The 26,051-nt window shown below is 69.8% G+C and carries 19 protein-coding genes and 1 pseudogene; 6 read left to right on the top strand and 14 right to left on the bottom strand.

Annotation, left to right across the window (positions count from 1 at the left end; all coding sequences use genetic code 11):
• Positions 1-708: 708 nt before the first annotated feature.
• Both QWM81_RS08965 and QWM81_RS08960 read right to left on the bottom strand, forming a co-directional pair.
• Positions 709-959, bottom strand: a pseudogene (locus QWM81_RS08965) (pyridine nucleotide-disulfide oxidoreductase); the annotation flags it as partial.
• Positions 960-1,039: 80 nt separating this feature from the next.
• Positions 1,040-2,398 carry an FAD-dependent oxidoreductase gene (locus tag QWM81_RS08960; RefSeq protein ID WP_290111196.1) on the bottom strand — a complete coding sequence of 453 codons (1,359 nt, stop codon included), beginning with the start codon at positions 2,396-2,398 and terminating at the stop codon, positions 1,040-1,042.
• Positions 2,399-3,726: 1,328 nt separating this feature from the next.
• Here QWM81_RS08960 and QWM81_RS08955 point away from each other — a divergent pair.
• On the top strand, positions 3,727-3,912 hold the full coding sequence (locus QWM81_RS08955) for a hypothetical protein (RefSeq protein ID WP_290111195.1): 186 nt from the start codon (positions 3,727-3,729) through the stop codon (positions 3,910-3,912).
• Between the two features lie 519 nt (positions 3,913-4,431).
• Here QWM81_RS08955 and QWM81_RS08950 read toward each other — a convergent pair.
• On the bottom strand, positions 4,432-4,767 hold the full coding sequence (locus QWM81_RS08950; protein WP_290111194.1) for a hypothetical protein: 336 nt from the start codon (positions 4,765-4,767) through the stop codon (positions 4,432-4,434).
• Positions 4,768-5,731: 964 nt separating this feature from the next.
• Here QWM81_RS08950 and QWM81_RS08945 point away from each other — a divergent pair.
• A complete protein-coding gene (locus tag QWM81_RS08945; protein WP_290111193.1) occupies positions 5,732-6,712 on the top strand; it encodes a terpene synthase family protein in 981 nt (326 codons plus the stop codon).
• Between the two features lie 1,169 nt (positions 6,713-7,881).
• On the opposite strand, the gene QWM81_RS08940 is transcribed toward QWM81_RS08945, so the two are convergent.
• Positions 7,882-8,286, bottom strand: a complete 405-nt coding sequence (locus QWM81_RS08940; protein WP_290111192.1) for an HNH endonuclease — start codon at positions 8,284-8,286, stop codon at positions 7,882-7,884.
• 69 nt (positions 8,287-8,355) lie between these two features.
• A complete protein-coding gene (locus QWM81_RS08935) occupies positions 8,356-10,404 on the bottom strand; it encodes a PhoX family protein (protein WP_290111191.1) in 2,049 nt (682 codons plus the stop codon).
• Between the two features lie 258 nt (positions 10,405-10,662).
• Between QWM81_RS08935 and QWM81_RS08930 the strand changes: the two genes are divergently transcribed.
• Positions 10,663-12,135, top strand: a complete 1,473-nt coding sequence (locus tag QWM81_RS08930; protein WP_290111190.1) for a VWA domain-containing protein — start codon at positions 10,663-10,665, stop codon at positions 12,133-12,135.
• 17 nt (positions 12,136-12,152) lie between these two features.
• Here the strand turns inward: QWM81_RS08930 and QWM81_RS08925 are convergent, their stop codons facing one another.
• Together QWM81_RS08925 and QWM81_RS08920 are read right to left on the bottom strand one after the other, a co-directional pair.
• Entirely contained in the window at positions 12,153-13,235 is a 1,083-nt protein-coding gene (locus tag QWM81_RS08925; RefSeq protein WP_290111189.1) for a sensor histidine kinase, read from the bottom strand.
• Positions 13,232-13,885 carry a response regulator transcription factor gene (locus tag QWM81_RS08920; protein ID WP_290111187.1) on the bottom strand — a complete coding sequence of 218 codons (654 nt, stop codon included), beginning with the start codon at positions 13,883-13,885 and terminating at the stop codon, positions 13,232-13,234. Before QWM81_RS08920 ends, QWM81_RS08925 begins: the two co-directional genes overlap by 4 nt.
• A gap of 131 nt (positions 13,886-14,016) precedes the next feature.
• On the opposite strand from QWM81_RS08920, the gene metG reads away from it, so the two are divergent.
• Positions 14,017-15,624 carry a methionine--tRNA ligase gene (gene metG, locus QWM81_RS08915; protein ID WP_290111186.1) on the top strand — a complete coding sequence of 536 codons (1,608 nt, stop codon included), beginning with the start codon at positions 14,017-14,019 and terminating at the stop codon, positions 15,622-15,624.
• A gap of 64 nt (positions 15,625-15,688) precedes the next feature.
• Here the strand turns inward: metG and aspS are convergent, their stop codons facing one another.
• Positions 15,689-17,455: an aspartate--tRNA ligase gene (gene aspS, locus QWM81_RS08910; RefSeq protein ID WP_290111185.1), complete on the bottom strand. Its 1,767-nt coding sequence runs from the start codon at positions 17,453-17,455 to the stop codon at positions 15,689-15,691.
• A 126-nt stretch (positions 17,456-17,581) separates the two neighbouring features.
• Between aspS and QWM81_RS08905 the strand changes: the two genes are divergently transcribed.
• Positions 17,582-19,678: an ATP-binding SpoIIE family protein phosphatase gene (locus QWM81_RS08905; protein WP_290111184.1), complete on the top strand. Its 2,097-nt coding sequence runs from the start codon at positions 17,582-17,584 to the stop codon at positions 19,676-19,678.
• A gap of 92 nt (positions 19,679-19,770) precedes the next feature.
• Here QWM81_RS08905 and QWM81_RS08900 read toward each other — a convergent pair whose 3' ends face one another.
• The 4 genes from QWM81_RS08900 to QWM81_RS08885 form a co-directional block, all read right to left on the bottom strand.
• A complete protein-coding gene (locus tag QWM81_RS08900; protein ID WP_290111183.1) occupies positions 19,771-20,577 on the bottom strand; it encodes a class I SAM-dependent methyltransferase in 807 nt (268 codons plus the stop codon).
• 149 nt (positions 20,578-20,726) lie between these two features.
• The gene (locus tag QWM81_RS08895) at positions 20,727-21,761 is read right to left on the bottom strand and encodes an AI-2E family transporter (RefSeq protein ID WP_290111181.1); all 1,035 of its coding nucleotides are present in this window, start codon (positions 21,759-21,761) and stop codon (positions 20,727-20,729) included.
• Between the two features lie 87 nt (positions 21,762-21,848).
• The gene (locus tag QWM81_RS08890; RefSeq protein ID WP_290111179.1) at positions 21,849-22,817 is read right to left on the bottom strand and encodes a pirin family protein; all 969 of its coding nucleotides are present in this window, start codon (positions 22,815-22,817) and stop codon (positions 21,849-21,851) included.
• Between the two features lie 199 nt (positions 22,818-23,016).
• Positions 23,017-23,466 carry an SseB family protein gene (locus QWM81_RS08885; protein ID WP_290111178.1) on the bottom strand — a complete coding sequence of 150 codons (450 nt, stop codon included), beginning with the start codon at positions 23,464-23,466 and terminating at the stop codon, positions 23,017-23,019.
• A gap of 194 nt (positions 23,467-23,660) precedes the next feature.
• On the opposite strand from QWM81_RS08885, the gene QWM81_RS08880 reads away from it, so the two are divergent.
• The gene (locus QWM81_RS08880; RefSeq protein ID WP_290111177.1) at positions 23,661-25,487 is read left to right on the top strand and encodes an acyl-CoA dehydrogenase; all 1,827 of its coding nucleotides are present in this window, start codon (positions 23,661-23,663) and stop codon (positions 25,485-25,487) included.
• Positions 25,488-25,549: 62 nt separating this feature from the next.
• On the opposite strand, the gene QWM81_RS08875 is transcribed toward QWM81_RS08880, so the two are convergent.
• Together QWM81_RS08875 and QWM81_RS08870 are read right to left on the bottom strand one after the other, a co-directional pair.
• Entirely contained in the window at positions 25,550-25,762 is a 213-nt protein-coding gene (locus tag QWM81_RS08875; RefSeq protein ID WP_290111175.1) for a DUF6083 domain-containing protein, read from the bottom strand.
• Positions 25,762-25,977 (bottom strand): hypothetical protein, encoded by a 216-nt coding sequence (locus QWM81_RS08870; protein ID WP_290111173.1) that lies wholly within the window; start codon positions 25,975-25,977, stop codon positions 25,762-25,764. The genes QWM81_RS08875 and QWM81_RS08870 overlap by 1 nt, the downstream gene beginning before the upstream one ends.
• Between the last annotated feature and the right edge of the window lie 74 nt (positions 25,978-26,051).

Below are 26,051 nucleotides of genomic sequence, written 5' to 3'. Positions count from 1 at the left end.
ACGTATCACCTCCGTCGGCGGCACCACCCGCCGGAACAACACCCACAACTCATCCGGCACAAGCCGCTCAACCAGATCCGTCATACACGGTTCAACGAACGATCACGCCATAAGAAACGACGTCTAAATACCCCGCCCCCCTCGCAATTCGCTACCACGCATACGCCTGACACCTCGCGTCGCCCGTGGGCGTCATCCACTCCGACTACGCACTCGCCGTCTGCCTCGACGCCCCGTCGCAGACCAGCGCAACAGGTCTCGGCGGCACCCCACAGCCTTGTACTCAAACACCCCAGCAGTAATGGGTGTCTCCATACCTGGTGCACCACCTCTGTCCCATGACGATGCCAAGCCGCGGCTTTACGGTTGGTAGGGCGCGACTGCGGCGAAAGCGTAGGAATGGCCAGCAGCTCGCCGAGTACGCAGCTCACGAGGTCGTTCATCCTGGGACGCTGACGCGGTTCGGGATGACCTGCAGCAGTACGTGGCTGAGTGGCTCGGCAGCCCGGAGGTGTCCTCGTCGTCGATGGCGTCGGCGTTTTGCAGAGGGCATGCATGGCCGGTGTGCAGCGGCGGTACGCCGGCGACGTGCTGCTGTGGTCAGACCATGGTCAAAGTCGCGTAGTCGAGCGTCCGAGGCCGCCCGGTACTGCGCGGCCGGGGACGCCCGCACCGCCTGCGCTCACAGGAGCCCGGCAATCTCGCGTCCGCGTCCCGGGCCGGGCGGCCCACGCCGATGAGGGTCGCGGAGGCCGGACCGGTCCAGTCGCCGTACCCAAGCAGAGGCAGCCGCGGCTCCCCGAGGGCGCGCGTGCCGTCGGTGGGGATGTGCCCCCGCGCGGGCCGCGCAGGTTCAGCGGGGCGAGATGGGCCAGGGCCGGGCGGAAGCCGGTGCACCAGATGACCGCGTCCGCGTCGGATTGGCGGCCGTCGGCCCACTGGACACCGTCGGCGCTGAGGACCGGCCGACCCCAGCACCACCGAGATGATCTCCGGCTACGAAATTCTTGCCAGAGCCCCTTGCTCAGTACGTCGACAGCTACGGCCGAGGGCTGCGTGCCCGGAAGAGTACCTGGGCCACGATCCGCGGATGTGCTATCGCGGCCGGGGAGGTGATCATGTGGAAGACGCGCAGAAACGTGTGCATGACCCGCGCATCTGGGGAGTGCACCACTAGGTACAGCAGACGCTGCTTGTACCAGGACGCCGCGCGTAGCCACAGCGGGAGGCGCTTGCTGTGCTTGGCGTGCGACCACACCAAGTCTTCCGAGACGGCCAGCATCCACGGGCCCCGGGCGCGCTGGGCGACATTGCGCTGCACCGTCTGCGCCAGCCCATTCAAGGACTGACGCCGTGCCAGTGCTACGCCCAGGCCGACAGCTTCGCAGACGGCTACCGTCATGCCCTGCCCGAAGACCGGGTTGAACGCGTGGGCTGAGTCGCCCAGCGCGACAAGCCGGTCCGGCCAGCGGTGCAGCGCGGCATACTCACGGCGTCGGTTGCAGGTCTCTTTGAACTGGTGCACCACCCCCGATACCAGCGTTCCGGCGTCCAGGAGCCGGTCCAGCCCGGGATTGCGCAACCCCGCGGCGAACGCGCGCCATCCGTCCTCATCCAGCAGCGGGTGGTGCCCTCCCGCGCCGAACAAGGTCACCATCCAGATGCCCCTGCCGATGTCGGTCGCGTAGACCCCGCCAGGTCGGGTGGGCGCCTGGTTCATCTGCTGGATCGCGTGCACGCCCCCCTCAGGGGGCTCGGCCTCGACCAGCGCCGTGGCGTAGGCGAGATCTGCGTCGATCACTGTCTCGTGCGGCCGGTCGTACCCGGCATCCTCCAGCCACTGCGGTAACCGGGAGAACCGGCCAGTCGCGTCCACCACCCATTCCGCGTCAGCGACCCGTTGCTGCTTGATCTCGTCCGCCCCGCGGAGTCGCACGCCGGTGACCCGCCCACCCACCTTGTCCACATGGAGCCCGTCGACTGGAGTGCCATCGAGGATGGTGACGTTCTCCAGCGACCGGACCCGGCGCCGCAGCGCCCCTTCCAAGGTGTCTCGGTGGAAGGTCTGCACCTCGATGCCGACGGCCCTCGGCGGCAGGGTCCCGGCCCATACTTGGGTGCGGGCTCCGCTGCCGTGGTCGAAGACAGGCGCCTCCGCGGTCTTCAACTCCGCTCGCAACTCAGGAAAGAGTCGCTCCAGGTGCCGTGCCCCGAGTGAGAGCAGACCGTGGACGTGTCGAGCCTGCGGAGTGCCGGACCGGTGCGTATCTTCCTCAGGAAGGGGGTCACGCTCCACCAGCACGACCTCGCGGAAGTGCTCGGAGAGCACGCGCGCCGTAGCCAGTCCGCAGATGCCACCGCCGATGACGACGGCACGGCCGTGCTGTTGATGAGGCATACTCATCACTAATCCTCATTCCTTCTTTGGTGATGACACCGGGCAAAGGCTGTGCCAAGCGAGCCGCGGACGGACTCCACCTGCTGGACCGGATCGCTCAGCCCACGCGGCGCGGCAGGCCGTGGCGAGGACGGCCATGCCGATCGTGATGGCGTTGCACATGCCCGCGAACGCGCCACCGGCGGGAAGTGGCATCAGCTGTTCCCTCCCTCTCCGGACAGGGCCGGGTGTGCGGTCGGTGGCAGCGGCCACTGCCACGTTCCCAGCGGTTGTCGTCGGCCGGAATGTCGCGCACAGCAGTTACCGCCGCACGTCACGGCGCTGCACCTGGGTGAGCAGGATGTCCCAGCCGCCGACCTGCTCGTCCAATGCGAGGCCGCCCTCGCACGTGCACCATGCCTCTGCGGCTCCTGCAGGCTTGGCGGTGGCGGGTAAACCTGTCGTGGCTCTCTGCCACCAGCGACACGTTGTTGCTGCCGTCGCCAGCCTGGGCCTCTTCGTCGGCGGAGACCAGGCCCTTGGTGGCGGTGCTGATCTCTGCCAGGTAGTCGAGGATCTCGGCGAACAGCGGCGCATGCCGAACCCTGCACCTCGAAGTTGCTCCGGTCATGTCGAAAATCGGGTACGCCCACTTGATCACCCGACTGCAGCAGAGTGCTGACCTGCCCGTGAACCCGGTGACCGATCTCGGCGGTCTACGCCGCGATGCACCCCTGCCAGTGCACCCTCGCCCGCTACGCCCACTGCGACGTGCAGCCCAGGCGGCAGCTGTGCCACCACTGGTCGGTGAAAGCGCGGACATTGGGCGGCGCGCCAGCGGGCACGGATGCGTCGACGACGGCCGCGAGCGCCTGGCAGAGTCGGCGGACAGATGCAGCCGTTCCGTAGACCTTTCGTCTTTCCTTGCCAGTGACCACCAGGCGTACTGGTCGGCCTTCAAGCGCGTGACGCCGACCAGGCCGAACGACTCCATCCAGGTGACGGCCCCCCATACACCTCCTCCGGGTGTGGGTTGACCACGAACTGGCCACGGACGGCCAAACTCGGCGGCTAGATGAGAGCGCGCATGCCACTCTCCCCGTTCGGCGAGCACCATGTCCCGGCTGTCGAACAACCGGCCAACACGTACACCCTGTGCTGCCGACATACCCGGCACAGCTCCCTTCCCAGCCGGAAGAGCCTCACGGCGTGCAATCCCTCTCCCCGCCTACTTACTGTCATACCGCAGTAGTCCGTCCGCGCATAGAAGAGCCGCACAAGGAGTGCGTGAATCACAAAGGGGCGACAGGTACCGCTGGTTCGCTGACGATCCCCCCCCGCTCGTGTGGATGCGTGCTGTTGTTCGGGCTCGGCGCATCGGTGCTTTCTGGCATTTGCCGGGGGAAGCGCAGAAAAAGCGCCGGGCTGCCGTCAAGCGGGCTCTGACAGGCAGCCTGGAGCTCCTGCGGCCTGGCGGCCGGTTCGTGGAACTGGGCAAGCAGGACATCTACGACCACAACACCCTGCCGCTGTGACCAGTCGCCGACAGCATCGCCCTCTTCGGCGTGGACCTCACCAAACTCGTCCACCGCCCCGAGGCGCTCCAGGAGCTCGCCGACGACGCCCTCGCCACCGGCGCCTGCGGCCCGTGCCGCACAGCGTGCACCCCGCGGCCCGCGTCGAGGAGGCCTTCGGCCGCCTCCAGCCCTCCCGGCACATCGGCAAGGTCGTCCTCGCCTTCGACCTGCTGGACGAAGCCCCCCTCGTGGAGCGCCGCCCGGCCCCCGCTGCGGCTCGACCCGGACGGCACCTACCTGGTCACCGGCGGCACCGGCGGCTTCAGTGCCGCGGCGGCCGTCGCCCCGCTGGCCCCGCCGCGGCCCGGACGCCCCCGCGCTGCACGCCGGCGGGGTCACCGCCGCCCCTGCCAGGCTCAGGCTGCTGGTGTGGCTGAGGACCGCGTGCTCGCACAGATGCCACCACACCCGGTGAACACTGCGGGTGGCGACCCGGGGCAGGTAGGACAGCGGAGCAAGGAGCGTTTCATCGCCGCCCTAGCCGTTGAGGTGGGCGCCGCTTCCCCGTTCCGCCAGTACCCGCAGGGTGTGGCGGAAGCGAGTCGCCGAGGCGGCGAACGAGGTGGGCTCTGCCAGCGCGAACTGCGAGCCGTGAAGGTCCTGGAAGATCCGCAGATAGCAGACGGGGCCCAGACCCAGGTGGTCCACCCCCGCAAGCAGCCCGACTGTGCGGCGGGGCCACCGTTCAACAGGGTTGTCCGCTGCCCGCGAACCCACGGTGACCAGCACGGTGGCGGCCGCCGGGCAGGCGCGGGCGGCCCTGGCCGCCCGCGCCGCCGAGTCCAGCCCGCCCGACAGGTGCACGCTCGCCACCGGCGGCGAGGCCTCCGGGCGGCGACCGCCCTGGCCAGCGCCTCTCGCAACCGCTCATCCCCGGCATCGAGCGGCAGAACGGGCTCGGGCGGTGACCAGGTACAGCCGCGGAGACAGCAGCAAGCCCTGAGGCCACGGCACGTACCGGGGCCAGAACCCCAACGGCTGGCCTCGCTCGCCGAGCTCGTCGTGCGCGAGCACGAGGCACCGTCAGCCATGGCGTGACGGTACTCTCCGGTGCGAGGTGGAACCCAAGGTGGATGGCGCCTGCGATCAACAACGGATGAGCCAGCTCGTAGTAAACTATGGGACATTTGCCGAGAGTTCGACTCGGGGCACTCCACGCCCCGTTCTCGCCAGCGACGGCGGGGACGACGCCATGGAACATCTCTGGCGAGCAGAACTTGAGGGTGACGTCGATGAGCAGAGAGACGTGAAACAGCCGTAGTGCTGCTCTGACTCCAGTCCGTGTGGACCGGCCCAGCCCGAAGCCGTAGTTGATCGACCCGCTGACTCCATAATTAGCCGCCATCGACGTGTCACGAACACGAAGGCATTCAACACTTTCACGCAGTGGGGGCCGATGAGAGGTTGCGGCATGACACCCCCTCAGCGCCTACTGAGAAGACTGCGGCACGGCTTCACGTGAAGCTCAGCCGATGCATGGGTACCCGAAAGAGCCCCTTCAGTTCGGAACCTGCCACGCCCACACACAGGCAGAGTCCTGCGCCTCAGAGGGAAGCAGTGCGCACTTTCTAAAAGAGTCGCTGCCCTGGAGCAAAGTGAGTTAAGTTTTTTGTGCAACGTCAGCAGTCCAACCAGCTTGTACGTCCATACTCGAGGCACTTACTGGCACTTCCGTTGTGGTCCATGACGTCAATGGTTGTTGGCCTTTCAGCCCGGCTGCATACAGGAGGGGTCCTCGGGTCATGTGCCGGAGCCGCATCGACACAAGGAGAACGCAATGACTGATCCGCGAATATTTAGGCTGCCGTATCCTGTTCGGCCCGCGAGCGTGCATACGGCCTGGGCGCGACAGGAGAGCTTCGAGTGGTTCACGAAGCAGGGGATGCTCACGAACGACGCGGACAAGGCTGCGTTTCAGAGCTGGGACTTGACCAGCTTGATGGGGATGAGCGCACGGGGAGCATCGGCGAACGGGGTGCTGATGGCCGCGAACTGTCTGAACTTCTGCGGTGTGGTGGATGATGTGTACGACGGTCCGAGGTGGAAGGACGCGACAGCCGCTCGGCGAGGAGCTGAGCGGCTGTGCGGAGTTTTCGAGGGCGAACAGGATGACTGGGTCCTGGCACGCGGATTCGCTGGTGTCTGGTCTCAGTTGAGCGCGGGGCGTTCACCGCAGTGGTGCGCACGGGCAGCGGAGCATTGGCGCTGGTATTTCGAATGCTTCGAAGCGGAGTCACTTCTGGGACAGCAGGAGTTGCAGATTTCGCAGCAGGATTACCTGGATCTTCGCTTGCGGTCGGGCTTCACATTGGCGATCTTCGACTGGTTGGAGGCGGCTTTCGACTTCGAGACGTCAGAACGCGTACAGCGGGTCCCTGAAGTGCGGCGGATGCTGGAGTTGGGGGCGCTGGTCGTGAGTGTCACCAATGACGTCCACTCCGTGGAGAAGGAAGCTATTCACGGCGGGACCCCGAACATGGTTCTTCTCATTGAGCGTGACGAAGAGTGCTCGCGTGAGGAGGCACTCGAGCGCACCTGCGCGTGGATGCGTCAGCAGTGTGCAGAGATCATAAAGTTGGATTCGCGGCTGGCAGACGCTTGTTTGGCAGCCGGCGTGCCACTGGTAGAGATCGAGGGAGCGGAACGGGTGGTCCGGGCGATGGAGGACCTGATTTCGGCCGGCGTGCCGTGGGGCGAAGCGACCGGGCGTTATCGGCGGCTGAACAAGTGGCAAGACCCGCTGCTGGATGGGGAATGACAGTCTTGCCGGGCGCTCATTTCCGGCGGACGGTGGGCGTATGGAGCCTGGGTTGTCCGGTGAGGGCCAGGTTGTGGATCCGGGTGTCGGCGTACACGTGAACGTGGCTCTGGCAAGAATTTCGTAGCCGGAAATCATCTCGGTGGTGCTGGGGTCGGCCGGTCCGCGTAGCGGCGGCGGAGGTGGGCGATCAGTATGACGCGGTGGCGGAGGAGCGGGACGCCTGCGCGGCCTGCCATCAGGCGTTTCTGGAGTTTGACGTCGGTAATGCGGCCTTCATTGGCGCCGGAGTTGTGGGTGGTGGTGATCCCCTGGACGACGGCGTGCCGGTCTTCGCGCCAGGCTCCGGCGGCACCGGCAAGCGGAGCGAGTCCCGCTGTCGGAGAGTTCGTCGAGCCAAGATGTCAGAGCGGTGACGTCGCGGTTGTCGAGCATGGCGGCCAACCGGCGGACCAGGTCGTGGGTGTGCCGCAGTTCCGGGCAGTGGCCGAGGAGCCGGTGCAGGCGGTCGGTGGCATGGAGGCTCGTCTGTCCGGGCCTGTCGTGATCCAGCGGGCGGTCTCGCGTGGGGACGGTGGTCGCTCGCGGGGCTGGTCCAGGGCAGCCCGCGCCGCAGGGGTGCGACGGCCATCTTCACACGCTGGTAGTGCCCCAGATAGCCCTTGCCGCGGAGTTCCTCGTGCAGGACCATCGCGTTGTGTTCGCCCTCGTCCCAGCGTCGTTGCAGGTAGTCGCGGTAGGGGTCCAGGGTGGAGGGCTTGCGGGGCGGGCGCCGTATCACTTCCTGCCAGGTGCGGGCGCGGGGGTACTTGCGCACCGTGCGGCGGTCCAGGCCGAGCTCCCGCGCCACGGCGTTGTAGCTGCGGCTGGTGTCGGCCAGGACGTGCACGGCCTCGAACAGCCTCCTGGCATGCCGCCCGGCCCGGGTGTCCGCGGCTATGTCCTCGGCGGTCTCCTCGGCCGGTGCCGGCTCGGCCTCTTCAGCCGGCGGGACGGCTTGGGACAGGCAGCCGCGGTGAGCGGCGGCGACGTCTTGGACGCGGCGGGGCAGGCCCTGCCACAGAGTACTGGTGGGCCGTCGGCGAGGTGCCTGCTGAGCAGGGTCCTTTTCCCACGGCCCCCAGCCAAAACGACGCATGCGAATTTCACCGCATGTCGCTTTCCAGTGACTACTCCGTGAGCGCCGGGACGGGCTTCTTGCCGTGGATGCCCGCATGACAAGTTCCGCAGACCACAAGGGCCTTGCGATGTTGTGAGGCCATGAGATCTGCCCACGGCGGCCGGGTTCCTGGTCGTCCGAGGTCGGCGAGCTTGGCGACGTGGTGGACTTCCACCTCGTCGGTTCGCCCGCATGCCTCGCACCGCCCGGCGAGGAGCCGGGTGACCAACTCCTTGCGTTTGGTATTGACCGGGGCCAGCCGACGGTCGTTGATGACCGTCTTCTTGTCTCGTCGCAGCGGGATCCCCCCGAACCGTCCGACCAGCGGTTTCCTGCCGGTGCGTTCGACGCGGGCCTCAAAACACTTGCGCACTCCGTGCGGTGTTTCGATGGTGGCCGCGTACGTGCGGGCCATCTTCGACACCGACGAGCGGTGCTTGTTGGCGAGCGTCTAACACGAACCTCAGGCAAAAGAAACGACGTCTTACACGCCGATGTCGCGGCCGTCCTTGCGGTACACGGCGACGACCGACGGGCGGACGATCTTCCCCGGCCCGTCCGGCCAGCTGGAGGCGGGCTTCTCGACGGACGCCCCGTCGACCTCCCCCGGGTGCTGTACGGCGACCAGGACGCGCCGCTCCTGGATGATCGGGCCGCAGGTCTCGGCGCCGGCCGGCACGGTCAGGAACTGCTTCAGCTCACCGCGCCGCTCGCCGTGGGTGGCGACGCCGAACAGGCCGTCGTGCGAGCCGAGCTGGTTGCCGTCCGTGGAGATCCACAGGTTCCCGTACGGGTCGAAGGCCACGTTGTCGGGGCAGGAGATGGGGCTGACCTTCTCCTTGGGGTAGCCCGCGAAGTACGTGGCCGGGTCGTCCGGGTCGCCCGCGACGAGGAACAGTCGCCAGGCGAAGCCGTCCGACGCCGGGTCGTCCCAGTGCTCGGCCAGCTCCAGGACCTGGCCGTGCTTGTTGTTGTTGCGCGGGTTGGCCTCGTCGGCGCCCGCCTTGCCGGCCGCGCCGCGGTCCTTGTTGTTGGTGAGGGCGACGTACACGCGGCCCGTGCGCGGGGACGGCTCCACGTCCTCGGGGCGGTCCATCTTCGTCGCGCCCACCTTGTCGGCGGCGAGGCGGGTGAAGACGTACACCTCGTCGGCGCTCATGCCGGGTACGTGGGAGACGTCGCCCGTGGCGAGCGGAATCCACTGGCCGCTGCCGTCGAACTCGCCGTCGCTGGGCAGCTTGCCGGTGCCGTCGATCTGGCCGGGGGAGTCGCCGGTCAGCTTGGCGACGTACAGCGTGCCCTCGTCCAGCAGCGTCAGGTTGTGCTCGCGGGCGGCGCGGCTGCCGCCCTTCTTCATCCGCTTGGACGACACGAACTTGTAGAAGTAGTCGAAGCGCTCGTCGTCGCCCATGTAGACGACCGGCCGTCCGTCCGCGGTCAGGCGCGGCTGGGCGGCCTCGTGCTTGAAGCGGCCGAGCGCGGTGCGCTTGCGGGGCGTGGAGTCCGGGTCGTACGGGTCCAGCTCCACCACCCAGCCGAAGCGGTGCGACTCGTTGGGCTCCTGCTTGACGTCGAAGCGCTTGTCGAACCGCTCCCACTTGCGCTCGGTGGCGCCGGAGCCGATGCCGTACCGCTTGTCGGTGGCGGAGGAGCCGTTGGCGAAGTACTGGTTGAAGTTCTCCTCGCCGTGGAGCGTGGTCCCCCAGGGCGTGGTGCCACCGGCGCAGTTGTTGAGCGTGCCGTACACCGTGCGGCCGGACGGGTCGGCGCTGGTGCGCAGCAGGGGGCTGCCGGCGGCCGGCCCCGTGAGCTCGAACTCGCTGGTGGCCGTCAGACGGCGGTTGAGGGGGTGGCGGGTGACCGGCGTCAGCCTGCCGGAGCGGTGCTCCTCCTGGACGACGACCACGGACAGGCCGTGTGCGGCCCAGGCGATCTCGGCCTGCTCGCGGGTCGGGTTCTCGGGGTCGTACCCCTTGAACATCAGCATCTCGTCCGTGTACTCGTGGTTCGCCACGAGGACCTGGCGGCCGCGCTCGCCCTTGAGGGGCAGCAGGGACAGGAAGTCGTTGTTGTAACCGAACTGCCCGGCCTGCGCCTTGGCGGTCTGCTTGTCGGGGTCGAACGCGGGCGCGCCGCGGAGTATGGGCTCGCCCCAGCGGATGACGACGCTCTGGGCGTAGCCCTCGGGGACGGTGACCTTGTCGTCCGTGTTGGGCGCGACGGGTGTGAAGCGGAGGCCGCGGGCTCCGCCGCCGCTCTTCGCGGGCGTACGGGGCGTGGCGGCGACCGCCTCCTGTGCGCCGCCCTGGGCGACGACGGCGCCGCCCGCGGTGGCGGCGACGGTCACGGCGGCGGCGGCCCGCATCATGGAGCGGCGCGACAGGGCGCCGGCGATGACGTCGCCGACGTACTCGTTGTCGCTGGTGTTCGGCACGGCGTGGAAGCAGGCGTCACCGCACCGGTAACGGCAGGTGAGGGCGGAACGGCCGCCTCCGTGCGGGTTGGTGCTCAGCAGCGGCAGCAGCTTGCGCACTTCGTCCTCCTCCGGCGCAGCCTGCGCCGACATCGTGTCGGGAATTGGTCCGGCGGCGACGTTAGGCGCGTAGAAGTGCAGGTCGGCGGCGTCAGAGTGAACGGTGGATGAATCCGGTGCATCAGAGGTGGGTTGACGCGAATGCCCCTTGCCTTTTGGCGCCACTCGGGGCGGCTAACCTTACGTGTCCGCCATGGCCAGGGATGATTCCCAGCAGTACGGACATACACGGCACCCAACATGCGAAAGGCCTCGCCCATGGGCATTCGGAGCTTGCTGCGCAAGGTGTTTGGACGCGACCGTGCGGAGCGCAACGAGACGGCAGCCGCCTCCGTGCCGCCCCAGACGGAACGCGCGGTGCCCCAGGAGGAGCCCACGGCGACGGAGTCGTCGGCGGCGCGGGAGCCGGCAACGGTGGAGTCGGCGGCGCGGGAGTCCGCGGCGGTGGAGTCGCAGCCCGCCGAGGCGGCGAAGGCCACGGCGACGGTTCCGTCCCCGGCGTCCCCCTCCCTGGCGGAGGAACTCGTGGCGGCGTCCTTCGACAACCCCCAGCCCCGCCGCGCCTCGGTCCCCGCGGCCCGGGACCCCCAGGCGGAGCCGCCGACCGGGCCGGTGGCTGCTACCTCGACGGACGAGCCCCCCGCAGAGGCCCCCGCCGAGCCGGAACCGGCCACCGAGCCCAAGGCCACCGACACCCCGCCGGAACCGACCCCGGAACCGACCCCGGAACCGACCCCCGAACCGACCGCCGACACCCCCGCCGAGCCCGAGCCCAAGTCGGATCCGGAGCCGGAGCCGGAGCCCCAGCCGGCAGCCACCGCCCCGGCGGAACCGGCTCCCACACCCACCGAACCCAAGGCCGACGCCCCAGCCGAGCCCCAGCCCGAGCCGGCAGCCCCCGCCCTGACCACCCCCACCGAAGCCCCCGCCGACGAGCCGATCGCCGACAAGCCGATCGCCGAGAAGCCCGCCGAGGAGCCCGCTCCCCAGTCGGCAGAGGAGCCAGAGGAGCCGGAGGAGCCCACCCCCACCGAACCGCAGGCCGCCACCCCCGCCCCCAAGCCCGCCCACTCCCTCGCCCGGGTCAAGGCGCGGGCGCCGCAGCTGGCCAAGGCGTACCAGGCGGCGGGAGCCGTGCTCAAGAAGCGCGAGCTCGTCGGGGCGCGGGCGACGGTGTACCTGGTGCTCGACCGGTCCGGGTCGATGCGCCCGTACTACAAGGACGGCAGCGCCCAGCAGCTCGCCGAGCAGGCCCTCGCGCTCGCCGCGCACCTGGACGAGGACGCGGCCGCGACGGTTCGCGTCGTGTTCTTCTCGACCGAGATCGACGGCACAGGGGAAGTGACCCTCGACGACGTCGACGGCAGGATCGATGCCCTGCACAGCAGCCTCGGCCGCATGGGCCGGACCAACTACGACCGGGCCGTCCAGGAAGTGCTGGCCCAGCACGAGAAGTCCGCCGACCCGGACGGCCCCGCGTTCGTCCTGTTCCAGACGGACGGCGCTCCGGAGTCCAAGACGGCCGCCACCCAGGCGCTCGCGGACGCCGCCGCGCGCCACAGCCGCATCCACTGGCAGTTCGTGGCGTTCGGCGAGAAGGACTCCAAGGCGTTCGACTACCTCCGCAAGCTCCAGGCGGAGAACGCGGGCTTCTTCCACGCGGGCCCGGCGCCCCGCGAGGTGCCGCACGCCACCTTCTACCGCGAGATCCTCGCGAACTGGTCGATCTGACCGGTCGATCCCACCAGCTAGGCGAGGACCGGGGCCTGGCCGTCGACGGCGTGCGGCAACCGCACCGTCACGACCAGGCCCCCGCCCGTACCCCCCGGCACCGCCGTCACCGCTCCCCCGTGCGCCACCGCGATCGACCGCACGATGGACAGGCCGAGCCCCGCCCCGGGCCCCATCCGGTCCCGCCCCTCCCCCCGCCGGAACGGCTCGAAGAGCCCCGGTACGTCCGCCTCCGCGACCACCGGCCCGGTATTGGCGACCGTCAGCACGCCCCCCGCCACGCACACGTCCACCGAGCCACCCGGCACGTTGTACGTGACGGCGTTCACGACCAGGTTCCGCACCAGCTGCGCGAGCAGCAGCCGGTTCCCGCGCACCACCCCACCCGCGCCCGAGACCTCCACCCCGTGCCGCGCGCACTCCTCCGCCACGACCTCCCCCAGCCGCACGTCCTCGCGCTCCTCAAGGCCCCGCTCGCTGCGCGCGAGGACCAGCAGGCCCTCGATGAGCCGCTCGCTGCGCCGGTTGCTGTCCAGCAGCACCTGCTTGACCTCGACCGAGTCGTCCAGGCCCACCTGAAGCGCGGTGCGCTGGGTGGCCAGCGGCGTACGCAGCTCGTGCGACGCGTTCGCGATGAACCGCCGCTGGCTCTCGAACGCCGACTCCAGCCGCCCGAGCAGCGCGTCGATCGTGTCGCCCAGCTCCTTGAGCTCGTCGTCGGGCCCGCTCACCGCCAACCGCTCGTGCAGGTTCCGCTCGGAGAGCCGCCGCGCCCGGGCGGTCATCTCGTGTACGGGGCGCAGTACGCGCCCCGCCGTCCACCACCCGACCACCACCGCGCACAGCGCCATGACCAGCAGCGCCCCGCCCGACCAGATCAGCAGCTGCTCGGACGCCGCCCGGCTGACCTCACCCGTGACCTGATGCACCCGGAAAGGGGCGTCGACCCCCGCCCGCGTGGCGATCTGCACCGCCTCGTCCCTCGTCCCCGCGCCGGAGAGCAGATTCACCACCCCGAGCAGGCAGCCGCCCAGCACCACGAAGACCGCCCCGTAGACCAGCGCGATCCGCGTCCGGATGGTCGAGCCCGGTCCGATCACAGCGCGTACCCCACGCCCTGCACCGTACGGATCAGCGCCGGCTCACCGAGCTTGCCGCGCAGCTTGCTCATGCACACCCGCACCGCCCCCGTGAACGGGTCGGCGTGCGCGTCCCACGCCCGCTCCAGCAACTCCTCCGCCGACACGACCGCGCCCTGCGCCTCCAGCAGGATCTGGAGCACGGCGAACTCCTTCGGCGACAGATCCAGCTCCCGCCCCTCCCGCTCCGCGACCCGGCGCACCGTGTCCAGCCGCAGCCCGTGCCGCTCCAGCAGCGGCGGTACGGGCCGGGCGCTGCGCCGCCGAAGGGCCCGTACACGCGACACGAGCTCGGGGAACTCGAACGGCTTGCCCAGGTAGTCGTCCGCCCCCAGGTCCAGCCCGGTCACCCGGTCCTCCATCCCCGAGGCGGCGGTCAGCATCAGGATCCGCGTCCGCGCCCCGTCCGCCACCAGCCGCCGCGCCACCTCGTCGCCGTGCACGCGGGGCAGGTCGCGGTCGAGGACGACGACGTCGTAGTCGTACAGGTCGAGGTACGCGACGGCCGCGTCGCCGCTGTAGACGGTGTCGACGGCGAACCCGGCCCGCCTCAGCCCGGTGGCGACGAGCTCGGCCAGGACCTGCTCATCCTCGGCAACCAATACGCGCATGCCCCCACTCTCCTCCCCCGACGTTTCGCAAACGTCTCCACGCCCCCTCACCCGCTCACCCCTCGCCCCTCCCCTCCCGGCCCGTGAAACGGAGGTGAGGGGATCTTCCGGGGCCGGATAGGATTTCGACCATGGCGGCCACTGGATCCGAGAAGCAGGGGACGAAGGCGTACTACGTCTCGACCCCCATTTACTACGTCAACGACGCTCCTCACCTGGGCCACGCCTATACGACCGTCGCAGGCGACGTGCTCACGCGCTGGCACCGTCAGCGCGGCGAGAAGGTGTGGTACCTCACCGGCACGGACGAGCACGGTCAGAAGATCATGCGCACTGCCGACGCGAACGGGGTCACCCCGCAGGAGTGGTGCGACAAGCTCGTCGAGGAGGCGTGGAAGCCCCTCTGGGAGCACCTGAACATCGCGAACGACGACTTCATCCGCACCACGGAGAAGCGGCACACGGACCGCGTCCAGGAATTCGTGCAGGATCTGTACGACAAGGGCGAGATCTACAAGGGCGGGTACGAGGGCCCGTACTGCGTGGGCTGTGAGGAGTACAAGCTCCCCGGCGACCTCATCGAGGCGGAGGACGGCACGAAGCTGTGCCCGATCCACAAGAAGCCGGTGGAGATCCTCAAGGAGGAGAACTACTTCTTCAAGCTGAGCGAGTACGGCCCGAAGCTGCTCGACTTCTACGAGAAGAACCCGGGCTTCATCCAGCCCGAATCAGCCCGCAACGAGGTCGTCAACTTCGTCCGGCAGGGCCTTCAGGACCTCTCGATCTCGCGCTCGACCTTCGACTGGGGCGTTCCGGTCCCGTGGGACGAGAAGCACGTCATCTACGTGTGGGTCGACGCGCTCCTGAATTACGCGACGGCCGTCGGCTACGGCTCCGACCAGGCGAAGTTCGAGTCGACGTTCCCCGCGAACGTCCACCTGGTCGGCAAGGACATCCTGCGCTTCCACGCGATCATCTGGCCGGCGATGCTGATGGCGCAGGGCCTGCCGGTGCCCGGCAAGGTCGCGGCCAACGGCTGGCTGATGGTCGGCGGCGAGAAGATGTCGAAGTCCAACCTGACGGGCATCAAGCCGCAGGACCTGACCTCGCACTTCGGCGTGGACGCCTACCGCTGGTACTTCCTGCGGGCCATCGCCTTCGGCCAGGACGGCTCGTTCTCGTGGGAGGACTTCACCGCCCGCTACACCTCCGAGCTCGCCAACGACTACGGCAACCTCGCCTCGCGCGTGGCGGCGATGGTCGGCAAGTACTTCGACGGCGCCCTCCCGGCCGCCACGGCCGCCGGCGAGGCCGAAGCGGCCGTCCAGGAAGGCCTGGCCAAGGCGGTCAGGGAGGCCGACCGGAAGATCGGCGAGGAGCTGGACTTCCAGGGCGGCATCCTGGCGATCTTCGACTTCGTGAAGCAGGTCAACGGCTACATCACCGAGCAGGAGCCGTGGAAGGTCGCCAAGGACACGTCCGAGGCCGGCCAGGCCCGCCTGGCGACGATCCTCTACACCGCCGCTGAGTCCCTGCGCGCGGTGGCCGTCCTCCTCAACCCCGTCATGCCGGAGACGTCCCAGAAGCTCTGGGACTCCCTGGGCGCCGAACCCACCCTCGGCCCCCTCTCCGCCCAGCCCATCCAGTCCGCCGCCACCTGGGGCCAACTCCCCACCGGCACCACGGTCACCAAGGGCGCGGTCCTCTTCCCCCGCCTGGAAGACCCGAACAAGCCCTGACCCTTACCCACTCCTGCTGGAAGGGCCCCGGAACCGCATGGTTCCGGGGCCCTTCACATGGGACCTACTTGTCGCCGACCGGCTTGCGGATCGCGATGTGCAGTTCCTTGAGGCGGGACTCGTCCAGTTCCGTCGGGGCGCCCATCATCAGGTCCTGGGCGTTGCCGTTGAGCGGGAAGGCGATCGTCTCGCGGATGTTGGGCTCGTCGGCGAGGAGCATGACGATGCGGTCGACGCCCGGGGCGATGCCGCCGTGCGGGGGGGCGCCGAAGCGGAAGGCGCGGAGCATGCCCGCGAACTCGTGCTCGACCGTGTCGCGGTCGTAGCCCGCGATCTCGAAGGCCTTGAGCATGATGTCGGGCTCGTGGTTGCGGATGGCGCCCGAGGACAGCTCGACGCCGTTGCAGACGATGTCGTACTGCCAGGCCAGGATGTCCAGCGGGTCCTTCTCCTCCAGGTCCTTCATGCCGCCTTGGGGCATGGAGAACGGGTTGTGGGAGAAGTCGATCTTGCCGGTCTCCTCGTCCTTCTCGTACATCGGGAAGTCGACGATCCAGCAGAAGCGGAAGACGTTCTCCTCGAAGTGGCCGGCGCGCTTGGCGGCCTCGACGCGGACCGCGCCCATGATCTTGGAGACCTCGTCGACCTCGCCGGCGCCGAAGAAGACCGCGTGGCCCGGGGCCAGGGACAGGCGCTCGGTGAGGGTCTTGACGTTCTCCTCGGTGAGGAACTTGGCGATCGGGCCGGTGAAGGACATGTCCTCGCCGACGCGGATCCACGCCAGGCCCTTCGCACCCTGCTCGACCGCGTAGTCGCCGAGCGAGTCGAAGAACCGGCGGGGCTGGTCCTGGACGGACGGCACCGGCAGGGCGCGGACGTGCTTGCCCGCGAACGCCTTGAACTCGGAGTCGGCGAACACGTCCGTGATGTCGACCAGCTCCAGCCGGGCGCGCAGGTCCGGCTTGTCGGAGCCGTACTTCAGCATCGCCTCGCGGAACGGGATCCGCGGGAAGGGAGAGGTGACGTGGCGGCCGCCGCCGAACTCCTCGAAGAGCTCGGTCATCAGCTTCTCGATCGGCTGGAAGACGTCCTCCTGCTCGACGAAGCTCATCTCGACGTCGAGCTGGTAGAACTCGCCGGGCGAGCGGTCGGCGCGCGCGTCCTCGTCGCGGAAGCAGGGCGCGATCTGGAAGTACCGGTCGAAGCCGGAGATCATCAGCAGCTGCTTGAACTGCTGCGGGGCCTGCGGCAGCGCGTAGAACTTGCCCGGGTGCAGGCGGGAGGGGACGACGAAGTCACGGGCGCCCTCGGGGGAGGTCGCGGTGAGGATCGGCGTCGCCATCTCGTTGAAGCCGAGGGCGACCATCTTGTGCCGGATGGCGGAGATGACCGCCGTACGCAGCATGATGTTGCGGTGCATGCGCTCGCGGCGCAGGTCGAGGAAGCGGTACTCCAGGCGCCGCTCCTCGTTGACGCCGTCGTCCGTGTTGATGGTGAACGGCAGCGGGTTCGACGCGCCCAGCACCTCGACCTCGGAGACCTCGACCTCGATCTCGCCGGTCGGCAGGTCGGCGTTGATGTTCTCGGCGCCGCGCGAGACGACCTTGCCGTCGACGCGGACGACCGACTCCTTGGTCTGCTTGTCGAGCGCCTCGTACGCGGCGGTGCCGGGTCGGGCGACGAGCTGCGTGATGCCGTAGTGGTCACGCAGATCGATGAAGAGGATGCCGCCCAGGTCGCGCCGATTGTGCAGCCAGCCGCTCAGCCGGACGTCGGTGCCGACGTCAGAGGCGCGGAGCTCGCCGCAGGTGTGGGACCTGTACCGATGCATCGTCGTTCATCCAGTCTTGGGGGAGGGGTATGGCTCGACGCGTCAAGGTTACCGGGCGTCCCGAGATCGCCGTCCGATGCGCCCACACGGTGGCGGCTCATCCGTTCATCTTCTTAAAGTAGGGCAATGCGCACCGAGGACGTCCTGGCCGCCATCGCGACCGGCCTGTGGCGCTGGGACAACGCGTCCGGGATCGTCACGCTCGACGCGGAGGCGGCCCGGCTGCTCGGCCTGCCCGCCGAGCCGGTCGAGCTGTCCGAGGCGGCCGTACGCTCCCGCTTCCACCCGGTCGACTGGAACGAGATCGACGGCATCGTGAACCTCGCCGTCGCCGAGGACACCCTCGCCGAGGCCCGGCTGCGGATCATGGACGAGAACGGGCGGGTGATCCGTACCGTACGCAGCCGCTCCAAGCCCACCCTGGAAGGCACCCACTACCAGTTGGTCGGCACCCTCCAGGAAGTCGCCGAGCCGCAGCCCGGCACCGCCGCCCGCTCGCCCGTCACCGGCGACTGGCGCCGCTCGCGCGAGGCGTTCCTGCTGGACGCGGGGCGGGCGCTGGCCGAGGCGCGGTCCACGGCCGAGGTGCTGCGGGTGGCGGCCTCGCTGTCGATGCCGGGGTTCTCGCCGGACGGGCTCGCCGTCTTCGGCGTCTCGGGCGACCGGCTGACGATCATCGGCCACCACGGGCACAACGCGGGCGACGACGGGCCCTTCACGGACATGCCGCTGGACACGGACTATCCGGCGGCGGAGGTGGTGCGCACCGGGCGGGCGATCTATCTGCCGACGCCGGAGGACTACCGGGTCCGCTTCCCGGCGACCTGGCCGCTGGCGCAGCGGTTCGGCAGGGAGTCGTGGGCGTTCCTGCCGCTGATCGTGGCGGGGCGCACGATGGGCGCCTGGATGGCGGCATTCAAGTACCGCGTGGTGTTCACGCCCGACGAGCGGTCCGTCCTGACGACGGTGGCCCGGATGCTGGCGCAGGCGCTGGCCCGCGCCGGGGTCGCCGAGTCGGAGCGGGAGCTGTCGCTGGGCCTCCAGCGCACGATGATGCCCGTCCTGGGCCCGGCCATCCCCGGCATGGAGGTGGCCGCGCGGTACGTGCCGACCGGCGGCGGGCTCCAGGTGGGCGGCGACTGGTACGACATGATCCAGCTCCCGGCCGGCCGCATCGCGTTCGTCATCGGTGACGTCCAGGGCCACGACGTGCGGGCGGCCGGGCTCATGGGCCAGCTGCGGATCGCCCTGCGCGCCTACGCCTCGGAGGGCCACCGCCCCGACGCGGTGCTCTCGCGCGCCTCCCGCTTCCTGTACGGCATCACCGACGCCGAGGGCGACCACGGGGCGGCGCGCTTCGCGACCTGCCTGTACCTGGAGGTCGACCCGGCGACCGGCACGCTGGACATCGCCCGGGCGGGCCACCCCGACCCGGCGGTCCGGATGGCGGACGGGACGGTGATGCTGCGGCCCACGGCGGGCGGGCTGCCGCTGGGGATCGTCCCGGACACGGACTATCCGACGACCCGGCTCACCCTGGAGCCCGGCGAGACGCTGATGATCTGCACGGACGGTCTCCTGGAGACCGGCGGCCACGACCTGGAGACCGGCTGGGGCCGTATCCGTACGCTGCTGGAGCGGTACGACACCGAGGCCGAGTCGCTGGAAGGGCTCGCCGACAGCCTGGTCCAGGCCGTGCACGGGCCCGGCTCGCACTACACCACCGGTCCGCTCGCCGACCGCCGCGAGGACGACATCGCGCTGCTGCTGCTGTCGCGGACCGGCGCGCCCCCGAAGGCCGCCGCCCGCCGCACGGCGATGACCGTCGCGCAGGCCGAGCCGGAGCGGATCGGGGCCGCCCGCCAGCACCTGCGGGAGCTGCTGTACGACTGGGCGGACCCCGAGCAGGTCGACTCGGCGGTCCTGATGCTCTCCGAGATGGTCACGAATGTGCTCGTCCACACCGATGGCGACGCCCTGCTGGTGGCGGAGGCGACCGGCGACCACGGCAAGCGGCGGCTGCGGGTGGAGGTCGCGGACGCCAGCGACGAGCTGCCGCACCGGCGGCGGCCGGGCGAGATGGCCTCGTCGGGGCGCGGGCTGGTCCTGATGGAGATGCTGGCGCACGCCTGGGGCGTGGACCCGCGCGGCGAGGGCAAATCCATCTGGTTCGAGCTCCACGAGGAGCGCGGGGAAGGCGGGGAGGGCGACCTCAGCCTGTGACCCGCGCCCCCGGGGAGCGGCGGCCTCAGCTTGCGACGGGGCTCGGCCTGTGGCGCGGCTCAGCCTGTACGGGGCTCACCCTGTGACGCGGCTCAGCCTGTGACGCGTGCCTCGGACCGGGTGACGCGCAGCTTGGACTGGCCGTGCGGCAGGCGCTCCCAGTCGTCCATGAAGTGGGCGGTCAGGCCGTGCTTCTGGGCCAGCCGCACCAGCGTCTCCGTACGGTAGTAGAAGTCCTCGCCCAGCACCTGGTGCTCGCGCCCCTCGGTGCGGTCGTAGGTGAAGTCGAAGAAGCCGCCCGGGGCCAGCACCCGTCCGACGTGGGCCAGGCACTCGTCGATGACCTCCAGCGGCGAGTGCGAGAACACGCTGTGCGCGTGCACCACCGTGAACCAGGAGTCGGGCAGGAAGTCCAGCTTCAGGTTGTCGACGGGGGTCAGGTACGGCACCTTCGCCTGGAGTCCGTAGCGCACGAGGGTCTTCTTGGCCTCGATGAGGATGTCGGGCGAGATGTCGATGCCGTAGTAGTGGCCGGGCTCCAGGTGCTCGATGAACCGCCATCCGGCCCGCAGGTTGCCGCAGCCGATCTCCAGCATCCGGTCCTCGGGCCGCAGGCCGTGCTCGACCAGGTAGTCGTACTGCATCTGCCCGATGGCCAGCCAGCGCGCGTGCGACGGCCGGCCGCCGACCGCGGCCTCGGGGCTGCGGGCGGTGTCGGACGCCATCACGGCCCGGTAGTACGCGACGTGGTTGCCGCGGTGCTTGAGGCGCAGCCAGGCGTTCCGGCCCGCCCGGCGCAGGTGGGTCGGCACGCGCGCGGGGTGGCGCAGCGCGTACCGCACCTTGTGCCCGAGACGGGACCGGTTCTTCATCAGGCGTGGGTCGGATGTCTGGTGCATGACGGCCTCCGTGCGTCCGGGACTGCCCCCCTGGTGCGTCCGGGCTGCCCCCCTGCCGCGGATGCTAGCCACGCGGGCCGCGCCGAAGGCGCCCTGAGCGGCCGGTGGCGCCCGCGCCTCCCCCGTCCGGCGGGGGGCGCGTCGGAGGACTAGGCGGCGCCCGCGTACCGTCCGCGCAACTCGCCGATGACCCCGAACGCGGCGGCCGTCAGCGGTACGGCGAGCAGCATCCCCAGGATTCCGGCGACGGAGGCGCCCGCGGTGATGGTCAGCATCACGACGGCCGGGTGCATCTGGACCGTACGGCTCTGGATCACCGGTTGCAGGACGTGGCCCTCGATGAGCTGGACGGCGAGGACGACGCCGACCGCCCAGAGCGCGATGACGACCCCCCGGTCGGCGAGCGCCACGAGGATCGACACGGCGCCGGAGATGAACGCGCCGAGGTACGGGATGTACGCGCCGACGAAGACCAGCGCGCCGAGTCCCACGGCGCCCGGCACGCGCAGCAAAAGCAGCCCGGCCGTGATGAGGAGGGCGTCGATGAGCGCGATGAACGTCGTACCGCGCATGAAGCCCTCGACGGCCTCGAAGGCGCGGCGGGCCATGGCCTCGACGTGGTCGCCGCTCTCGCGCGGCACGAGGGAGCGCATCGCGCCCACGGCCCGGCCCGAGTCGCGGAGGAAGAAGAAGACGAGGAGCAGGGCGAGCACGGCCATCGCGATCATCTGGCCGACGACGCTGAGCCCGCTGATCACGCCGGACGCCGCCGTCCCGCCGAACCGGCCGAGCAGTTCCCTGGCGTTCGCGGCGAGGTCGTCCAGGGACGTGCCCGCGGCGCCGAAGTGCTCGGCGAGGTCGTCGGCGGCCCGCCGGAGCGAGGTGATGATCTGGTCGCCGGTGTCGATGAGCGCGGCGACCACGATGTAGGTGGCGCCGCCGACGACGGCGATCACGGCCGCGCAGGTCAGGGCGGCGGCCACGGACCTGTTGACCCGCAGCGCGACGAGCCGCCGGTACAGCGGCCCGAGCAGCGCGGTCCCCAGCAGGGCGAGCAGGACGGGTGTGACGGCCGTCCGGAACGTCACGCACAGCCATACGCCGACCGCCGCCACGCCCGTGACGAGCAGGATGACCACGCACCAGGCGGCGAGGCGGCGGACGGGCTCGGGGAGGGTGTGCACCGCTCCACGGCACCACGCCCGCGCCGGGCCCGCTCGCGGACGGACCCGGCCGGGTGACGAACCGTCAAACAGCCCCGCCTCGAACGGTCAGAGGCGCTCGCCCATGCCGTGTACGGCGGGGACGCGGCCGAGGCGGCCGGCCTGGAAGTCCTCGAATGCCTTGCGCAGCTCGTCCTGGCTGTTCATGACGAACGGCCCGTAGTGCGCCATGGGCTCGCGGATCGGCCGCCCGCCGAGGAGGACGACCTCCAGGTCGGGGGTGTGGCCGTCCTGCTTGTCGTCCGCGCGGACGGTCAGTGAGTTTCCGTCGCCGAAGACCGCGGTCTGCCCCATGTGGACGGGCCGCCGCTCGCCGCCGACCGAGCCGCGCCCGGCCAGTACGTAGGCGAGTCCGTTGAAGTCCTCGCGCCAGGGCAGCGTGATCCCGGCGCCGGGCCGCAGGGTCGCGTGCACCATCGTGATGGGCGTGTGGGTGATGCCCGGGCCCTCGTGCCCGTCCAGCTCGCCGGCGATCACGCGCAGCAGGGCGCCGCCGTCCGGGGAGGCGAGGAGCTGGACCTGGCCGCCGCGGATGTCCTGGTAGCGGGGGTCCTTCATCTTGTCCTTGGCGGGCAGGTTCACCCACAACTGGAGGCCGTGGAAGAGGCCGCCCGACATGACGAGCTCCTCCGGCGGTGCCTCGATGTGCAGCAGCCCGGACCCGGCGGTCATCCACTGGGTGTCGCCGTTGGTGATGGTGCCGCCACCGCCGTTGGAGTCCTGGTGCACGAAGGTGCCGTCGATGATGTACGTGACGGTCTCGAAGCCGCGGTGCGGGTGCCACGGGGTGCCTTTGGGCTCGCCCGGCGCGTACTCCACCTCACCCATCTGGTCCATCATGATGAACGGGTCGAGGTAGCGGTAGTTGATCCCGGAGAACGCGCGGCGCACCGGGAAGCCCTCCCCCTCGAAGCCGCTGGGCGCGGTGGTCACGGCGAGCACCGGGCGCGGCACGGCACCGGCCGGCGCGCCGACGCGCGGGAGGGTGAGCGGGTTCTCGACGGTTACGGCAGGCATGGCGGGTCCTCCTCGGAGCGGCGTAACCCCACTTTAGTTGAACGCTGAACTTCCTGCCAGTGGAACGCCGCCCCCTGCCCCCGCATTCCCGCGTGTCGGACCCGGGCGCCGGCCACGGTGTCGGTGATGAGCTCCGGCAACGCCGGGCCCCGGTCGGCAGCAGCAGCTCGACCGTCGGCATGGACCGGCGCGGACCGGTTCAGCCGTACATCCGCCGCATGGCGAAGTCGACCATCTGCTCCACGGCCTTCGCGTCGAACACCATCCGGTGGTCGCCCTCCATGTCGAGGACGAAGCCGTACCCGGTCGGGAGCAGGTCGATCACCTCGGCGCCGGTGATCACGAAGTACTTGGACTCCTTGCCCGCGTACCGGCGCAGCTCCTTGAGCGAGGTGAACATCGGGATGACCGGCTGCTGGGTGTTGTGCAGCGCGAGGAAGCCGGGGTTGTCACCGCGCGGGCAGTAGACCTTCGAGGTCGCGAAGATCTGCTGGAAGTCCTCCGCCGACAGCGAACCGGTGGTGAACGCCCGCACGGCATCCGCGAGCGAGGGCGGCGACGGCTCGGGGTACAGCGGCTGCTGCGCGTACCCCTGCTGGGGCGGGGCGTACTGCTGCTGGGCGCCCGGGTTCTGGTCGTAGCCGTACATGCACGCAAGGGTACCGAGCCGCGACCGGCCGCGGTCCCGGACCGCCCACCCCGCCGAACCCCCGGCCCGCGCGCGTAACGCGTCACAGATCGCCTCATAGGGTTGCTCTTATTACCGGCGGGTAGCATCATCGTAGCTACTTGCTGGTACGTGTACGAGGATTCCGCCTCCCCGAGCCTTACGGAGCCGTCGCCATGGGGCACTACAAGTCGAATCTCCGCGACATCGAGTTCAACCTCTTCGAGGTCCTCGGGCGCGACAAGGTCTACGGCACCGGTCCGTTCGAGGAGATGGACGTCGAGACCGCGAAGAGCGTCCTGGAGGAGCTCTGCCGCCTCGCCGAGAACGAGTTCGCCGAGTCGTTCGCGGACGCCGACCGCAACCCGCCGGTCTTCGACCCGGAGACGAACACCGCGCCGGTTCCGGAGACGTTCAAGAAGTCCTACCAGGCGTTCATGGACTCCGAGTACTGGCGGCTCGGCCTGCCCGAGGAGATCGGTGGCACCACCTCGCCGCGCTCGCTGATCTGGGCGTACGCCGAGCTGATCCTGGGCTCGAACCCGGCCGTGTGGATGTACTCCTCCGGCCCGGCCTTCGCCGGCGTCCTCTTCGACGAGGGCAACGAGGCGCAGAAGAAGATCGCCGAGATAGCCGTCGAGAAGCAGTGGGGCTCGACGATGGTGCTGACCGAGCCCGACGCGGGCTCGGACGTCGGTGCCGGGCGCACCAAGGCGGTCCAGCAGGCAGACGGCTCCTGGCACATCGAGGGCGTGAAGCGCTTCATCACGTCCGGTGAGCACGACATGTCGGAGAACATCCTCCACTACGTGCTGGCCCGCCCCGAGGGCCACGGCCCCGGCACCAAGGGCCTGTCCCTCTTCCTCGTGCCGAAGTACCACTTCGACTGGGAGACCGGCGAGCTGGGCGAGCGCAACGGCGTGTACGCGACGAACGTCGAGCACAAGATGGGCCTCAAGGCGTCCAACACATGCGAGATGACCTTCGGCGACAAGCACCCCGCCAAGGGCTGGCTGATCGGCGACAAGCACGACGGCATCCGCCAGATGTTCCGCATCATCGAGTTCGCCCGGATGATGGTCGGTACGAAGGCGATCGCCACCCTGTCGACCGGCTACCTCAACGCGCTGGAGTACGCCAAGGAGCGCGTGCAGGGCCCCGACCTGGCGAACTTCATGGACAAGACCGCGCCGAAGGTCACCATCACGCACCACCCCGACGTGCGCCGCTCGCTGATGACGCAGAAGGCGTACGCCGAGGGCATGCGCGCCCTCGTCATGTACACCGCCGCGCTCCAGGACGAGATCCAGATCAAGGAAGCGGCCGGCGAGGACGCCAAGGCGCTGCACGGCCTGAACGACCTGCTCCTGCCGATCGTCAAGGGCTACGGCTCCGAGAAGTCCTACGAGCAGCTCGCCCAGTCGCTCCAGACCTTCGGCGGCTCCGGGTACCTCCAGGAGTACCCGGTCGAGCAGTACATCCGTGACGCCAAGATCGACACCCTCTACGAGGGCACGACCGCGATCCAGGGCCAGGACTTCTTCTTCCGGAAGATCGTCCGTGACCAGGGCGCCGCGCTGAACACCCTCGCCGAGGAGATCAAGAAGTTCCTCGCGGTCGGCACCGGCGGCGAGGAGCTGGCCCCGGCCCGCGACGCGCTCGCCAAGGCGGCCGTGGACCTGGAGGCGATCGTCGGCACGATGCTGACCGACCTGACCGCCACCGGCGAGGACGTCAAGAACATCTACAAGGTGGGGCTCAACACCACCCGCCTCCTCATGGCCTCCGGTGACGTGGTCGTCGGTTACCTGCTGCTGCGCGGTGCCGCCGTCGCGGCCGAGAAGCTGGAGACGGCCTCCGCGAAGGACCGCGCCTTCTACCAGGGCAAGATCGCGGCCGCGAAGTTCTTCGCCGCCAACGTCCTGCCCGGCGTCTCGACCGAGCGCGCCATCGCCGAGGGCGTCGACAACTCGCTCATGGAGCTGGACGAGGCCGCGTTCTAGTACGCCGCCGATGCGCGCGCGGCCCGCTCCCCGAGGTTCCCCGGGGGGCGGGCCGCCGCCTTTCACCGGGCCGTGCACACCGAGAAGTGGCTCACCCGGCACGTGTCCGCCGGCGCCGCCCCGCGCAGATTGACGGCCGTGCCGTCCCCCGCCACGTACCACCGCCGGCCGGGCGGGACGCTCGCGATCGGGCGCTCGCCCGGCTCCAGCGCCACCCAGCGGCCGTTCACCGTGCGGTGCCAGCCGGCCCGGGCGCCGCACAAGCGACAGGTCATCAGCGCACCGGTGCCGGCCCGCGCGGCGCGGGTATCGAGGCGCGCAGCGTCGCGGCGGTGACGGGCAGGATGTCGCCGAGGCGCACGGGGTCCCGGTCCGGGGTCCCCGTGGCCGCGGTCGTGCAGGCGGCGCACAGGGGCATCCCGAGGGGGGCGCTCCACGTGGCCCCGGGTGCTTCACATGCGGCACAGGCGGGCGCGATCGTCGTTGTCATCGGTGCACCTCCAGGCGCGGTCCGCGGACTGGTCTTCGGTACTCGTTCCACTGCTCGCTTCGCTACTCGTCAGA

Origin of the sequence: Streptomyces ficellus (genome assembly GCF_030406405.1) — a bacterium.
In the GTDB taxonomy this organism is placed as follows: domain Bacteria; phylum Actinomycetota; class Actinomycetes; order Streptomycetales; family Streptomycetaceae; genus Streptomyces; species Streptomyces ficellus_B.
The sequence above is the reverse complement of the archived record's forward strand: the minus strand, read 5'-3'. Positions and strand labels throughout refer to the sequence as shown.